Annotated in this window: 7 protein-coding genes and 1 riboswitch; all 7 genes read right to left on the bottom strand. The window is 53.3% G+C overall.

Annotation, left to right across the window (positions count from 1 at the left end):
- Nucleotide 1 precedes the first annotated feature (1 nt).
- The 7 genes from DACE_RS17360 to DACE_RS10135 all read right to left on the bottom strand — a co-directional run bounded on the left by DACE_RS17360 (nt 2) and on the right by DACE_RS10135 (nt 14,408).
- On the bottom strand, nt 2–1,183 hold the full coding sequence (locus tag DACE_RS17360) for a response regulator (RefSeq protein WP_006000967.1): 1,182 nt from the start codon (nt 1,181–1,183) through the stop codon (nt 2–4).
- A 161-nt stretch (nt 1,184–1,344) separates the two neighbouring features.
- Entirely contained in the window at nt 1,345–2,694 is a 1,350-nt protein-coding gene (locus tag DACE_RS10160) for a sigma-54-dependent transcriptional regulator (protein WP_006000965.1), read from the bottom strand.
- Nucleotides 2,675–3,757, bottom strand: coding sequence for a two-component system sensor histidine kinase NtrB (locus tag DACE_RS10155; RefSeq protein WP_006000956.1), 1,083 nt, complete (start codon nt 3,755–3,757; stop codon nt 2,675–2,677). The genes DACE_RS10160 and DACE_RS10155 overlap by 20 nt, the downstream gene beginning before the upstream one ends.
- 133 nt (nt 3,758–3,890) lie before the next feature.
- Nucleotides 3,891–3,966, bottom strand: a riboswitch (cyclic di-GMP riboswitch).
- Between the two features lie 69 nt (nt 3,967–4,035).
- Nucleotides 4,036–4,893 carry a damage-control phosphatase ARMT1 family protein gene (locus tag DACE_RS10150; protein WP_006000954.1) on the bottom strand — a complete coding sequence of 286 codons (858 nt, stop codon included), beginning with the start codon at nt 4,891–4,893 and terminating at the stop codon, nt 4,036–4,038.
- 91 nt (nt 4,894–4,984) lie between these two features.
- Entirely contained in the window at nt 4,985–12,088 is a 7,104-nt protein-coding gene (locus DACE_RS10145) for a type I polyketide synthase (RefSeq protein WP_006000952.1), read from the bottom strand.
- Nucleotides 12,081–13,706: a PfaD family polyunsaturated fatty acid/polyketide biosynthesis protein gene (locus tag DACE_RS10140; RefSeq protein ID WP_040366964.1), complete on the bottom strand. Its 1,626-nt coding sequence runs from the start codon at nt 13,704–13,706 to the stop codon at nt 12,081–12,083. Before DACE_RS10140 ends, DACE_RS10145 begins: the two co-directional genes overlap by 8 nt.
- Nucleotides 13,707–13,859: 153 nt before the next feature.
- Entirely contained in the window at nt 13,860–14,408 is a 549-nt protein-coding gene (locus DACE_RS10135; RefSeq protein ID WP_006000948.1) for an NADH peroxidase, read from the bottom strand.
- Nucleotides 14,409–14,468: the final 60 nt, after the last annotated feature.

Genomic DNA, 14,468 nt, shown 5'->3' with positions numbered 1-14,468 from the left:
ATCAGATGCGGAAATCTTCAGCGATCACTTTGGTCAATTTTTCGATTTTTAGTTTAGCCATGCCGACGCCTGAATCCGACGTTAGCACCAGAACCAGGTGAATGTGGGCTTTCCCCGGCTGTGATTTTAACGGGTCACTGCCTTCGTTGAAGCAACAGGCAAAGATATGGGCATGCTCAGATTCGATATGAACCAGTTGCCCCAGACCGATACCCATTTCCATGGTGGCTTTTTGTGCGGTCATCAGCAGATTGTTGGCCAGAACACCAACTTCCTTCATGTTGCCTTTGGCTTCCGAGGTCAGCAGTGCCAGTGATTCTCCGGAGGGTGTGAAAACGCCGACACCGGCAAATCCGTCAACTTGATTGAATTCTTTGAGTTTTTCTTGAACAGTCATGATATTGATCTCCTTGGTTGGGGTGTTAGAGTCCGGTTGGTTACCGGGGATTGTGTCGGGTTGTGGTCCGCATGGGTCCAACGCGACGCTATCGTTAGTTTGTTCCTTTTGAGGTGTCTGTTTCTCATCTTCCTGACGCAACGCATCAAGCAGAATGTGGCTTAACTTGGTGGTGATACAACGGTGACGTTGGCGGTCGGCGGGTTGCATCTCGATCACGACATCCTTCCAGCTGAAAATGGCATAGGCCGCTTCATCACCGTTTTGGCCATTGCACGTGGCATCAACCAGATCGCCTTGATAAAAATAGAGCTGGCCGATCTTGTCGCCCTGTTTGATCCGCAATGTGCAGCTTTTCTTTTCCAGTTCCATGAGCTGGGCAAAAGTGGGCAAGGTGATCCCCTGGATAAAACCCTGCGCTTTATCTGCCAATGTCTGGCGGATTTTGTTGGCCATGACAGCAAGTTCTGTAGGCTTTTCCAGATATTGGACGGAGCCGAATTGACGGATGTGTTTTTCAATGTGTGGCGTGCCGAATGCGGTCATTACAATGACCGGTGTTGATGCGAAATGCGTGCTCATGATGGCCAATAATTCAAAGCCATCCATGATCGGCATCTTCAGATCCGTGACCAACAGATCGACGGTCGTGAACTTTAAAACCTCCAGCGCCTCTTTACCGTTGTGGGCGGTAAAGACCTTGACGTCATTGAGGCGTGATTTGAGTCCTTCGGTCAGGCTGAGCAGAAATTTCTTTTCATCGTCAACGATGAGGATCTGTTTCATGGGCTCCTCTACGGTTTGAGTTTGACCTCAAAGTAGAGCAACCGCTGTGCCATAAGCGTTAATCGCTATTTAGTCTTTTAATAATAGGTAGTTATGGACTTAGATGGGTCTACGGGGAACCCAGGAAGATCAGAGTGACTGGGTCAGTTTGAACGGGTAGGTCAGTTTGAACGGGTGTCGTACTGCTTCAAACGGCGCTTTAACGTTGATAAAGAGATGCCGAGAACGGTGGCGGTTTGTGTCTGGTTGCCCTGATGGGCATCAAGTACCTGGAGAATATGGCGCCGGGTCACATCTTCCAGAGACAGATGGACAGCAGCCGAAGAGGGTGCTGAACTCTCCTGGGTGGTCTGAAGAAGTTGTGAAGGATAGATGGTCCCCTGACGCTGGAAGATGACGGCCCGCTCAATGATGTTTTTCAGTTCACGGACATTGCCCGGCCAATGGTAGTGGCACAATTGATCGAGTTCCTGTTCGGGGAGAACCATGTGGGTCGCATCAGGGATTTTCTGCAAAAAATGACGGCAAAGATCAGGGATATCCTGTTGTCGTTGGCGTAACGGCGGCACATGAATACGCAAGACATTCAGGCGAAAATAGAGGTCTTCACGAAAACGATTCTCTTTGACCGCCTGCTCAAGATCACGGTTGGTGGCGGCGATAATCCGCACATCTACCGGTTTAACACTGTGGCTGCCCAGTTTCCTGATCTGCCCCTCTTCGAGAACGCTCAGCAACTTGGTTTGCAGGTGTAGAGGCATTTCGCCGATTTCATCAAGCAGCAAAGTGCCGCCATCGGCTATTTCAAAAATCCCTTTGCGGGTTTCGGTTGCACCGGTAAACGCTCCTTTGGTGGTGCCGAACAGTTCCGCCTCAATGAGGTTTTCCGGCAGGGCTGCACAATTGATATTGAGAAAACCGTTATCGCTACGTTGACTGTGAAAGTGGATGTATTTGGCGACAACATTCTTTCCAGTGCCGGTTTCTCCGGTAATGATGACCGGCGCCTGACTCTGCGCGGCTCGATGGACAACATCCTGGGTGTCGTTTAAACCGCCGTGGCTGATCAGAACGGTATCACTGTGCTCACGATGGCGCTTGTAATGTTGCAGGGCAACGTTTTTTTCCAGCTTCTGGGTGTGAAACATCTGGTCAATGGTCAGACGAAGTTCCTCCAGCTCAAATGGTTTAGACAGGTAGTCATGCGCTCCGACCTGTATTCCCCTGACGGCATTGTCAAAGCTGGGGTAGGCTGTGATGAAAATGATTTTGACCTGATCGTTGACCTGAAGCAATTGCGGGCAGAAGTTGCGTCCTTCTCCGTCGGGTAATTTTTGGTCCAACAGGATGACATCCACATGGTTCTTTTTACAGAACGCCAAACCATCCTGTCCCTTGTGGGCAACGTGAATGGCCAGGTCGGCACTGTGTAGGCCGATTTTCACCGCATCACAGAACAATTCGTCATCATCAATGATCAACAGATTTTTTTTAGCCGAGCAAGGTGTCACTGCAACCCTCCGGAATTGAAATTGACACGGTGGTCCCGATGTTTTCTTCACTGGTGATTTCGATGGTGCAGTTCATCCGCGCCAGCATTTTGCGACAAATAACCAGGCCCAGTCCGGTGCCCTGTGGTTTGAGGGTAAAGAATGGTTTGAACAGATTGTTGAGCTCTTTTTCAGCAATACCGCACCCTGAATCGGTAATATGAATCCAGATAAAACCGTGATTGAGGCGGGTACACAGCTCAATGGTTTTGGGCTCCCTGTTTTCAAGGGCATCGGCAGCATTGGTGAAAATATTTAACAGCACCTGTTGTAAAGGACGTGGATCGACAAAGGCCCATTTGGCCTTAAGATGAAAATCGGTATTGATGCAGATCCCCTTGTCTGAGAAGTCAGACCACGCCAAGGAGATAAAGTTGTCCAGGAAATGGGACAGATTGATATGGGAAAGATCCGGGGTTTCGTACATGTTAATATTACGTAAGCTTTTCAGCAGAAATTCCACCCGCTTCAGTTCGTCCAGAGAACGGTCGACAAATTCGAGAACCGTGTCATTGGAAAAGGTGGCAAAATTATCCTTGAGAACACTCAGAGCCATCTTGGCTGAATTGATCGGATTACCGATTTCATGGCGAATCCCGGAAAACACATAACCAAGATTATCCATGGTGTTCACGGCATCAGCGATGGATTCCAGGCGTATTTTTTCCGTGATGTCCTGAATAAACACCCACAAAAAGCGGTTAGCGGAAATCGGGTAAACCGAATAGCCGAGTACTTTGTCATAGAATTGAAATGACGATGAAACGGGTGCGGTCACCGGAATATCGGCCTCAAGGTCTTTAAACAGTTGTTCTTTGAGGGACGGATAATCCTCAATGTCGAGCTGTGGTGTAAGCAGTTTTTCGACCGCAGGGTTGAAAAAAGCAATTTTTTCATGTTCCAGGTCAAAGACCATTATTCCCAGATTGATGTCTTCAAAAATATCGGCAAAGATGCACACGCCAGGACAGGCGCCTTTTCCGATCGGACAGATGTGATTTTCGCGACATGGATGAAGAGGCATGGTCACTGCTCCTGTCAAAGGTAACACGTGTGTATCGTTGATAGGGCAAGTCGCAAAGGGCGGGTGAAAGAAACAGGACGCCGGCCGTTGAAATCAGTGTCTGTTTATCACGGTGATGAGAGATCTCCACCAGTTGAGCAACCCGGCGATCCAGTTATGGACCCGTGGCTTTGCGTCACCGAATTACTTCGGTTTTGCCTTTATCTTGCATGAATGATTCTTATAGAGATGGGGATATTATAGAGGCGGTTAATTTTTGTCAATATAGATAATACGATTTAACAATGGAGACGGTGCAAGATTAGAGCATCGTTGAGTTGGCAACCGATGTGTTCTGCGACAACCGGGCATTTTGCTTTGAGTAGGAAGACGATATTGGCATCTATCTCACTGAGTGTTTCGTAATTTCCCTGTCCCTTGGCCAGGATCAGATCAGTACTGTCAAAAGCTTTTCGTACATCGGGCCGACACAAGGACAGATCGGTTCCGGGAGTATTGTCACCATTGTCGAGAACGCGAACAATCTGCGTCAAACCCGCCTCACGGGCTTCTGCATAAAGGGCATCGTTGATAATCGCAGTTCCTCGAACAACCACTGTTGTTTTATTCAACGGCAACTGCTCAATCAATAAGCGATCAAGGACGATTTCACCGGCATTGTCAGCCAAAAAAAGAATCGATTCCGCAGAAGCAATATCATGGCGTAGTCGTTCAATATCACCGACCAGAGGCAGATGAAGGGCACTGTCAATCGCCTGCAGAGCGCGCGCCTCATCCATGGCGTGATACACGCCATGATCAATGCTGTTTCCGGCAATAGACAGCTTTAAAGCGGTTAGCAGCGGATCTGTGTTCTCTTTTACCTGTTGTTCGAGTTTTGGATAAAGTTGCAGAGCCAGAGTCTGATAGCGGCTTTTCTCATCGGCATAGGGATCCGGGTTGTCCAGTTTTTCCCGAATCAGGGCGTGTAACAGACGGGCGGTCTGCGGCGGTGTGGCATCGAAATCGATCTGGCTGAGCAGGGATAAAGCCTGACGCAGAATGGTTTCCGTCTGTTGCGGTGATGCGTCGGTCATACGCAACACACTCAGGGTTTGTTCGACAAAACACGGTAAGCAACGATGAGATGTTTTCATAGCACTGACATTCAATCACAAAGCCCGGTTTAACCGGGCTTTGTATGAGGATGATGTTGAAAAGGTCCCATGTGAGGGTTTTTCAGGCTTGTTAGACTAAGGTGTTGTTGGCAAAGGCCTGTTCCAGGGTCGGTGTCATGGTGCATTGATAGCCTTCAAGACGAGCGACGATCTCACGCGTGTTCGCATCGATAAAGTCAATATCGGCTTCGACAACCTGGCCGCTCTGTTTGACCACGCGGCATTGAATATAAATCGGGGTTGTGCCGAACGATTCACGATATTGGCGATAGCGTCCGGCAAACATGGGTAACGACCCCTGACTTTTCTCTGCAAAGCTCCACAGAATCATCATCTGAAAGCTGCTGTCAAGAATCATCGGATCGGTCAGCCAGTCATAACGTAACGGTGATGCCATCCATTGTTGCGGCGAGGGGGCCGATTCTGCAACGCCCACGATTCCTTCCGGCCCTTCACCGGTAATCTGTTGAATCCCCTGCAAAAGCGCGCCGTGGAACAGTTGGCCTGAAGCGTAAATCTGCTCGTGAGATTGCGCTCGCTCCGTATCGACTGAGAGCGGTGTGATGGTTGGCGCGGTCAGTTCGCGGAACGATGACAGTAGAATATCGCCACTGGCGTGAATCCGCTTGGAGTTGGCCGCAACAATCTGCATGGGAATACGCATCAGGTCCTCTTCAAAGCGGCCCTGCTGGTTACGCAACTCCACGTCGTATTCTTCATCCGCGGTCAGGCGAATCCCTTTGAAAATGCGCAGGTTATCAAAGCCGATAAACTGCATTCCGGGATAATTGTGCATGGCCCCATGCGCCATCCATTCAATGATTAAAGCCGTCGGCACGACCGCCATGCCATCGATGACATGATCCTGTAACACAGCCATAGTTTGAGGCGTAATCTGGAGGGTTAACGCCAGCTCCGGATAGCATTCGGTAATGGGGCTGGCGCTCAGATCAACCGAAGTCTCTGCATCCTGTTGGTCATGGTCGTTGGGTTTTTTATGCTCACCGAGGATGACAATTTCGACCTGACCATCTTGGCGGGTCAGCTCCTGTAACAGATATTGGGAACCCGCAGCCAGATCGATCACTTCAATGCCTTCATCAGCAAAGAGTTTCTTCAGCGCCGGAGTAACCATACCACCGTCCCATGGCCCCCAGTTGATTGCCAGGACGCGACAGTCTGTTTTCTGGCGAGACAGGGCCTGGGCTGTTTTGTTCAGTACCTCATTGGCCATGGCGTAATCAACTTGGCCAACGCGACCAAAACGGCCGGTTGATGAGGAGAACATCACAATAAAACGTAGCGGATCGTTTGCGCTGGCATGCAGCAAAGCCTGTAATCCGGCCACTTTGGTGGAATAGACCTGGTCAAATTGCTCAAGGGTTTTGTCTTCGATTTTGCGATCTGCCAGAACGCCGGCTCCGTGAATAATGCCGCGAACCGTGCCCTCTTGACGAGCTTCGTCAAGTGCCTCTGCGACCGCTTTTTCGTCGCGGATATCAAGAGCTTTGTAGATCACTTTGGACCCGGCCTGACGCAGCCGATCAAGGTTGGCAGTCAATTCGCGCTGTTGCAGCACCCGCGTGCATTGATCATTGAGCTCGCGTGGTTTAAGCGGTGCTTCGGCATGCTCCATCAAGGTCCGTTTGATGTCCGCATCCGTGCGCGCTGCCGCCAGCCAGTCGGGCTCGACTTCCGGCAATGCACTGCGACCAAGCAGCAGCAGGGTTGGCTGCCCACACTGAGCCAGGTGAGTGGCCACCTCAGCCGTTACACCGCGGGCACCGCCACTGATGACAACAATGTCATCGCCTGTCATTTGAATGGAGTCGCTGTCTTCAGGCAGAGGTGCATCAACCAGAACCGGTGTTGTCAGTCCCTCACGACTGATACCGATTTCAATCGGCCCGGTCAAGAGCAGTTCGTCAATCAAGGCTGTGCTCAGCTCTTTGTCCGTCAAAGTGTCACTGACGTCGATCGCCTTACACGTGAGTTCCGGCCATTCGAGACGGGCGGTTTTGCATAAGCCCGCCAGAGCTCCAGACAATGGATCACGCAATAGACTCTGGCTGCCGAACCCGCATTGGCCATCAAGGCGTGACACGGTGACCAGGCAGGCGCTTTGTTGTGCAGATTGCTTTTTCAGAGCCGGTGCACAACGTTGGACCAGGGAAAAGGCGTCACGGAGAAAGTGACTGTCCGTGCCGATTTCCGGAGCAATGATAACCAGACCGGCCAGTTGATCCGGGACTTCCGTCTGGGTCGGACTGACGATCTTGACCGGATAGCCTTCGCCCTTCAATGTGGAGGCCAGGGTCGGCACCAGAGACGAGCAATCATCGACCAACCACAGCGGAGCATTGGTGCTCAGAGTGTATGGCTGGCGTTGTTGGCCGACCACATCGAGTTGAATTACTTCGCGGCGCACCGTTGCATTCGGATCAGGTTCCTTCACGGTCGCAGGCGCGACGGGTTGCGAGCTGACCTGAGACGGGGAGGGAACTGCAGGCGTTTCCGTCGTGACGACCGGGGTCTGTATTGCTGTTTGTTCCTCAGCTCCGGGAGCCTGTTGGGTCAGCGCCTCAACAATCTGACGCAAGGTTTCCAGACTGCCGAGTTGCTCCGGTTGAACGGCAGGAAGTTCAGGGATCGCTTCCTGCAGCGCAGAGAGGATCTCGACCCTCTTGATCGAATCAATCCCCAAATCGGCATCGAGGCTCATATCCAGTTCGAGCATGTCCTGCGGGTAGCCGGTTTTGTCAGCGACAACGGCAATTAGAGCCTCCTGAACGGACTTGGCTGTTGTGCTGGCGGAAGGTGCCGAAGGAGGCGCTTGATCAATCGCAGCAGGTGGTTGTGGTGTATCTGTTGCTCCTAAGGCGTCGACAATTTGACGCAGCGTTTCCAGGCTCCCCAGTTGCTCGGGCTGGACAGCAGGGAGACCGGGGACCGCTTCCTGCAACGCAGATAGGATTTCAACCCGTTTAATCGAATCGATGCCCAGGTCGGCATCGAGACTCATGTCCAGTTCCAGCATCTCCTGCGGATAACCGGTTTTTTCTGCCACAACATCAAGCAGCGCCGTCTGGAGAGTGCCCGCTGTTTGAGAAACCGCAGAGGCCACAACAGCCACAGTTGGGGCTGCGATCTCAACGCTACCCAGGGCTTCAACGATCTGGCGCAATGTTTCCAGGCTACCGAGTTGTTCCGGCTGAACCGCCGGCAAACCGGGAACCGCTTCCTGCAGCGCGGAGAGGATTTCAACCCGTTTAATCGAATCAATGCCCAGGTCGGCATCGAGACTCATATCGAGTTCCAGCATCTCCTGCGGATAACCGGTTTTCTCGGCGACAACATCGAGCAGCGCGTCTTGAACATTGGTGTTTGAGCCTGAAGCTGCGGGTGACGCGGACAGGTCAACCGTACCCAGGGCTTCGACGATCTGGCGCAATGTTTCCAGGCTGCCGAGTTGCTCCGGTTGAACCGCCGGAAGACCGGGAACCGCTTCCTGCAACGCGGAAAGGATCTCAACCCGTTTAATCGAATCAATGCCCAGATCAGCATCAAGGCTCATATCGAGTTCCAGCATCTCCTGCGGATAGCCGGTCTTCTCAGCAACAACATCGAGCAGAGCGGCCTGAACATTGGTGTCTGAGCCTGAAGCTGCAGCTGTCGCTGAGGCCACAACTTGGGGCGCGGACAGGTCAACCGCACCCAGGGCTTCGACGATCTGGCGCAATGTTTCCAGGCTGCCGAGTTGTTCCGGCTGAACCGCCGGCAAACCGGGGACCGCTTCCTGCAGGGCAGAAAGGATTTCAACCCGCTTGATGGAGTCAATGCCCAAGTCGGCATCGAGACTCATCTCGAGTTCCAGCATCTCCTGCGGATAACCGGTCTTCTCGGCAACAACATCAAGCAGAGCGTCTTGCACGCTATTGCCCGGTTCAGCGTTTGGCTGGGGCGCGGGCTGAGACACGGGGCGAGCAGCAGAGGGCTGAGGCGCTGTCATGCGTGGTGCTTGAGGGGCCTTGGGTACTGCTGCTGGTGGCGTAGACGGGCGTGTTGCGGCCATCGTCGGTTGTTGCTGATCCATCAGGACGCGCATGGTATCTACGGCAGCGGCCTGACCTTCAAGAAACTTCTGATGGAGTCGGGCGGTATCTTCCTGCATCTGTTGCAGAACGGCCATGTTCTCTTGCAGAGATTTCAGTGCCGCAACATCGTCATTGCTGGCATGAGATACGACGGATTGCGTTGTCGGCTGAGCGACTGGTGTCGGTGTCGGAATCTGGTCGGCATCAACGAGATGACGTTTGCTGGCCGGGCGTGCCGGTTTCTCTTTCACGTAGTTGGCCCCGGTCAGTGTTACCGTCATTTTGGCCGGTTTTGGTTCCGGCAATTGCTCCATCCGGGTAACAAACTGGTCATCCCAACGACTCAGGTCGACAGGGCAACCCAGTGCCGCCAGTTGCACCAGGGCTTTGGCCAGATCGCTCAGGCCGGAGCGTTTACCATTGGAGGCGTCCAAGGCAATGGTCTGAACCTCTTTGTCGGCGAGAATCTTTTTCACCATTCCGGTCAGGCGGGCTCCAGGGCCGACCTCGAAAAAAGTGGTGAAGCCATCGGCATACATCTGTTCAATCTGGCGGACAAACTTGACTGGACTGGCGATCTGTTCAGCCAGAAGGGTGGTGATCTGTCCGGGTTCCTGAGGGTAGGTCAGAGCGGTTTTATTGGCATAAACGGCGCACTGCGGCACCTGGACGTCAATCTCCTGCAACGCATTGTGGAACGGTTTGGACGCTGCCGCAACCAATGGGCTGTGGAATGCTGCCGCCACATCGAGAGGTGTACAACGCATTTTGCGTTGTTTGCACAATGTTTCGGCGCGGGAAATCTCTTCACGCTCTCCTGAAAGGACGCCCTGATTCGGGGTGTTGTGATTGGCCAGTACCAGACACAGATTCTCCTCGCGAATCATCTGTTCGATCTCATCCAAGGGTGCGGAAATGGCCAGCATGGTGCCTTTATCGCTGCCGTCACCGGCCATCAGGGTGCCGCGCAAGCGAGACAGGCGCAACAGGTCGTCGCTGCCATAGCAGCCAGCCGCACACAGGGCCGTCAATTCACCATAGCTGTGCCCGGCAAACGCCTGAGCTTCAAGGCCGTAATGGTTGCGCAGATAGTTCCAGGCACCAAGGCTGACCGTGCCGATGGCAGGCTGGGCGTGTTGTGTTGCCTGCAAACGCTGCTCGGCCTGTTGGCGCTGCTCGCTGCTGAACAACGAGTGAGGATAGATCAGGCTGCTCAGGGATGTACCATCGTCGAGGCTCAGTACATCATCACCATCCTGCAGTTGGGCGAGAAGTTGTGGTGCATGGCACGACAGGTCGGCCAGCATCTGCAGGTATTGGGCGCCCTGGCCGGGGAACAGCACGGCGAGTTTTCCCTGTGACGGGCCCTGGCCATACCAGATCCCCTGCGGGGTGCCGTTGAGGGGCGCTTGTGTGGTTAACACCTTTTTCGCTTTGTCGATGACACCAGGCAGATCAGCAGGCTTGTCAACGACAAACAGCAGACGGTGTGGATCGTTTGAATTGAACGCCTGACGGCTTTGCGCTGCCCGACGACGAACAGCATCTTTAGGGGCTGAAGCAAGCTGACCAAGGGCGGTTTCCAATGTGGAACGGTCCTGACCGGATAGGGCAAACAGCAGCGGTGCGTCACTGAAATCGCAGCAGGTCGGCTCGCTCAGGTACTCTTCAAGGACGCAGTGGAAGTTACTGCCGCCGAAGCCGAAAGCACTCACGGCGGCACGCCGCGGATGATTCGGGTTGGCCAGCCAGGGACGGGTGACCGTGTTGACGTAGAACGGACTGTTCCCTTCAGTGATGACGGTTTGCGGCTGCTCCACATTAATGGTGGGCGGCAGAATTTTGTGATACAGAGCCAAAGCTGTTTTGATCAGACCGGCGGAACCGGCCGCGGCTTTGGTGTGGCCAATCTGTGATTTGACCGACCCCAGAGCACACCAGGGGGCACCATCACTTTCGCCGTACACCTCGCGCAGGGCTTTGATCTCGGTGGCATCACCGACCTTGGTGCCGGTGCCATGCGCTTCGAGAAGGCTGATCGTGCGTGGATCAACCTGGGATTGGCGGTATGCATCGATCAAGGTGCGTTTTTGTCCAGAAGCACTGGGTTCGTAAATAGCGCCACCTTTGCCGTCACTGGCGGCGCCTACACCGCGGATAACGGCGTAAATATGATCGTTGTCGCGCTCGGCATCTTCCAGACGTTTGAGGGCAATCAATCCCAAACCTTCACCGATCAGGGTGCCGTCGGACTGGTGATCAAACGGGCGGACCAGATTGGACGGTGACAGCGCCGGGGTTTTGCTGAAACAGGTGTACATGAAGATGTCATTAAACGTGTCAATGCCACCGGTGATGACCATGTCGCTACGCCCACAAGCCAATTCCATAGCGGCCATGTGCACGGCGCTCAAAGAGCTGCCACAGGCTGCATCAACAACAGTGTTGGTGCCGCCGAGGTCAAACTGCTTGCTGATCCGTCCGGCAACCACGTTACCAAGCAGGCCAGGGAAGGAGTTCTCCTGCCAGGGCACATAGGAGTCAGCAATCCGTTCAACAACCTCCTGAGCAACATCAGCAGGGACACCGGCGTCTTTGAGTGCTTTGCGCCATTGGGGATGACCGAGACGGGCACCGAGAGGGATCACCATCTCCAGAGCACCGGTGACACCGAGAAGAACACTAACGCGATCACGGGCAAAATCGCTTTGCGGATCATAACCGGCATCGCGCAAGGCTTCGCGCGCGGCAATCAGACCAAGCAGTTGTGAGGTGTCAATGGCTTCAAGAATATTCGGCTGAATGCTGAATTCCATCGGGTTGAATTCGATGGGGTCAAGGAAACCGCCCCGTTTGCCGTAAGTATGGTCGGGTGTTTTCGGGTCGGGATCGTAAAGATCCGCAGTGCGCCAGTGGGTTTCCGGAACATCGGTGATGCTGTCAATCGCACCTTTGATGTTGGCCCAGTAGGCGTCTTTGCCATTGGCCTGAGGAAACAGGCAGCCGATACCGATAATAGCCAGTGGTTTGGCTGCGGTGTTCTTGTCCGTGGTCTGTGTCTGTGCACCCGAATCAGTCACGTAGGCACTCCTTGATCTGTTCAGTGGTTAATGGTGTGGTCAGCACGTCGGCTTCGTTGAGGACAACGCCTTGCCGACGCAGGGTATTGGCCCGTGTCAGAACGGCCGCACCGAAAAGAATGTTGAGATTGACGCAAACCACCCGCCGTTGGTGTGGTTGCTCGAGAAAGCTGCCGCGAACCCATTCGTTAAAAGCCCCCATGGACGGGCCGCACCAGATTTGAAAGTCCATGCGACGGCTGGTGTCACCGTCGTTGGCCCAATGAGTGGCCTGGCCGAGATAAGAACGGAAGACTAACGCCATCAAATGTTTGGGGTCTTGCTCGGCTCGTTGAACTTGGCGTGGATCGCGTTTGAGAAAAAACTCCCGGGTGCTGTTCCAGACATCGTTGAGCGACGCCCGGAAAAAAGTTTTTTCAAGTTTGTCGCGTTCGTCAACCGGCAATTGGTCGAGGCTGGCATAACGTTTGTACAGTTCATACAGTTTGGCTGCACGCATCGAAAACATGGTGCCCCGTTTCAATACCTGCACATCAACACCCATCTCAAACATATCTGCGGCTGGAGCCATGGCAATGTCTGCCTGACGGGCTTCGGCCAGCATCTGGCGAACAATGTCAGATGTGCCGGATTCGCAGCATGCCTGGTTAACGGTTCCGGTGACCAGATAAGCTGCGCCCATGGCAATGGCTGCTGCGGCAGAAGTCGGCGTCGCAATGCCGCCGCCCAGACCAACACGTGGTTTGGTTGCATAACCGAACTCCTGATGGAGCGTATCGCGTAGGGCACAGATGGTCGGGAATAACGACAACGCTGGACGGTTGTCGGTATGACCGCCGGAGTCCGCTTCGGCCGTCACGTCTTCGGCCATGGGGATCTGACGTGCCAGCGCAGCCTGTTCGGCAGTGATGACATGTTGAGCAACCAGTTCGTCGAGTATTTTCTGTGGCGGTGGCGACAGGAAATGGCGTGCAACTTCCTCTCGGGACACCTTGGCAATAATTCGGTTCGGTGTGACAATATTTCCCTGGCCATCACGGTGAATGCCGTGAAGACGATAGCGCACGACAGCCGGACTAAGAGATAAAAACGCCGAGGCTTCAATGAGGTGCACGTTGCGTTTCAGATACAGATCAACCAGAGCATTTTCCAGATCTGGTTCATTGGGGCTGTGGATCAGGTTGACCCCGAACGGCCCTTCAGGAAGCGCTTGCTGTAACTGGGTAATGGTAGCATCCACGGTTTCAAGTGGCAGGCCCGCAGAACCAAAGAAACCGAGCATGCCATGTTGGCCGAGTTCAATCACCATGGCAGCGGAACTGATCCCTTTGGCCATGGAACCACCGACCATCGGGTAGCGCAGGCCATGGGCAGCACAAAAAACGGCATCGCCACACCGCTCAAGTGGCAGGGGCAGGGCCAATCCGGTTAAAGGGGTGCCCTGAGTGGACTGAGGGTCGAAACACACCGTACCTTGAGTGGTTACCCCCTCGTTGGTCATGCAGACCGGCGTGGCAAGTCGCATTAGTGCCTCACGCAAGGTCGATGTGTCCACTGTCGACAGAGATTGATCTGTAGACGGAATGAGACGACCTAAAGGAGATTGCTCATAAGTCATGATAATCTTAAAACTTTCGTCGTGAAAATAACGTGTAAATTTGGAGTCTCTCGGGAAACATTGCAAAAGAGGAATTATGCCACTTTCCGACGTTTAAGGCAAAAAAAAACGCTGCCCGAAACAGGCAGCGTTTTTTAAAGGTAAAAGAAATTATTAAGAGAAGAATCGCTTAAGCAGGCCGGCGAAAGCCATGCCGTGGCGTGCTTCATCTTTGCACATTTCGTGAACGGTGTCGTGAATCGCGTCAAGATTGAGTTCTTTGGCGCGAGTGGCGAGTTTTTTCTTGCCGGCACAAGCGCCATGCTCGGCATCAACACGCATTTGCAAGTTGGTTTTGGTATCGCCAACCACGACTTCACCAAGCAGTTCGGCGAATTTTGCCGCATGTTCGGCTTCTTCCCAGGCAATACGTTTGTATGCTTCAGCAACTTCAGGGTAGCCTTCGCGGTCAGCTTGACGGCTCATGGCCAGATACATGCCAACTTCAGTGCACTCACCGGTAAAGTTGGCGCGCAGACCTTCGAGGATCTCAGGGTCAACATCTTTTGCAACACCAATGCGGTGTTCATCTGCCCAGGCCAAGCCCTCGGTATTTTGTTGTTCTTCAAATTTGTCCGCGCCAACACCACATTGAGGACATTTGTCCGGAGCTGTTTCACCTTCGTGAATGTAACCGCATACTGTGCAAACCCATTTTTTCATGTTGGTAATTCTCCTTGATCGTTGAGTTGTTGATTAGAAAACAAAATGGGTTATAAATAA

It is taken from the genome of Desulfuromonas acetoxidans DSM 684, from assembly GCF_000167355.1.
Lineage (GTDB): Bacteria > Desulfobacterota > Desulfuromonadia > Desulfuromonadales > Desulfuromonadaceae > Desulfuromonas > Desulfuromonas acetoxidans.
Note: the sequence above shows the minus strand (reverse complement) of the source record. Positions and strands in the feature narration are given on the sequence as shown.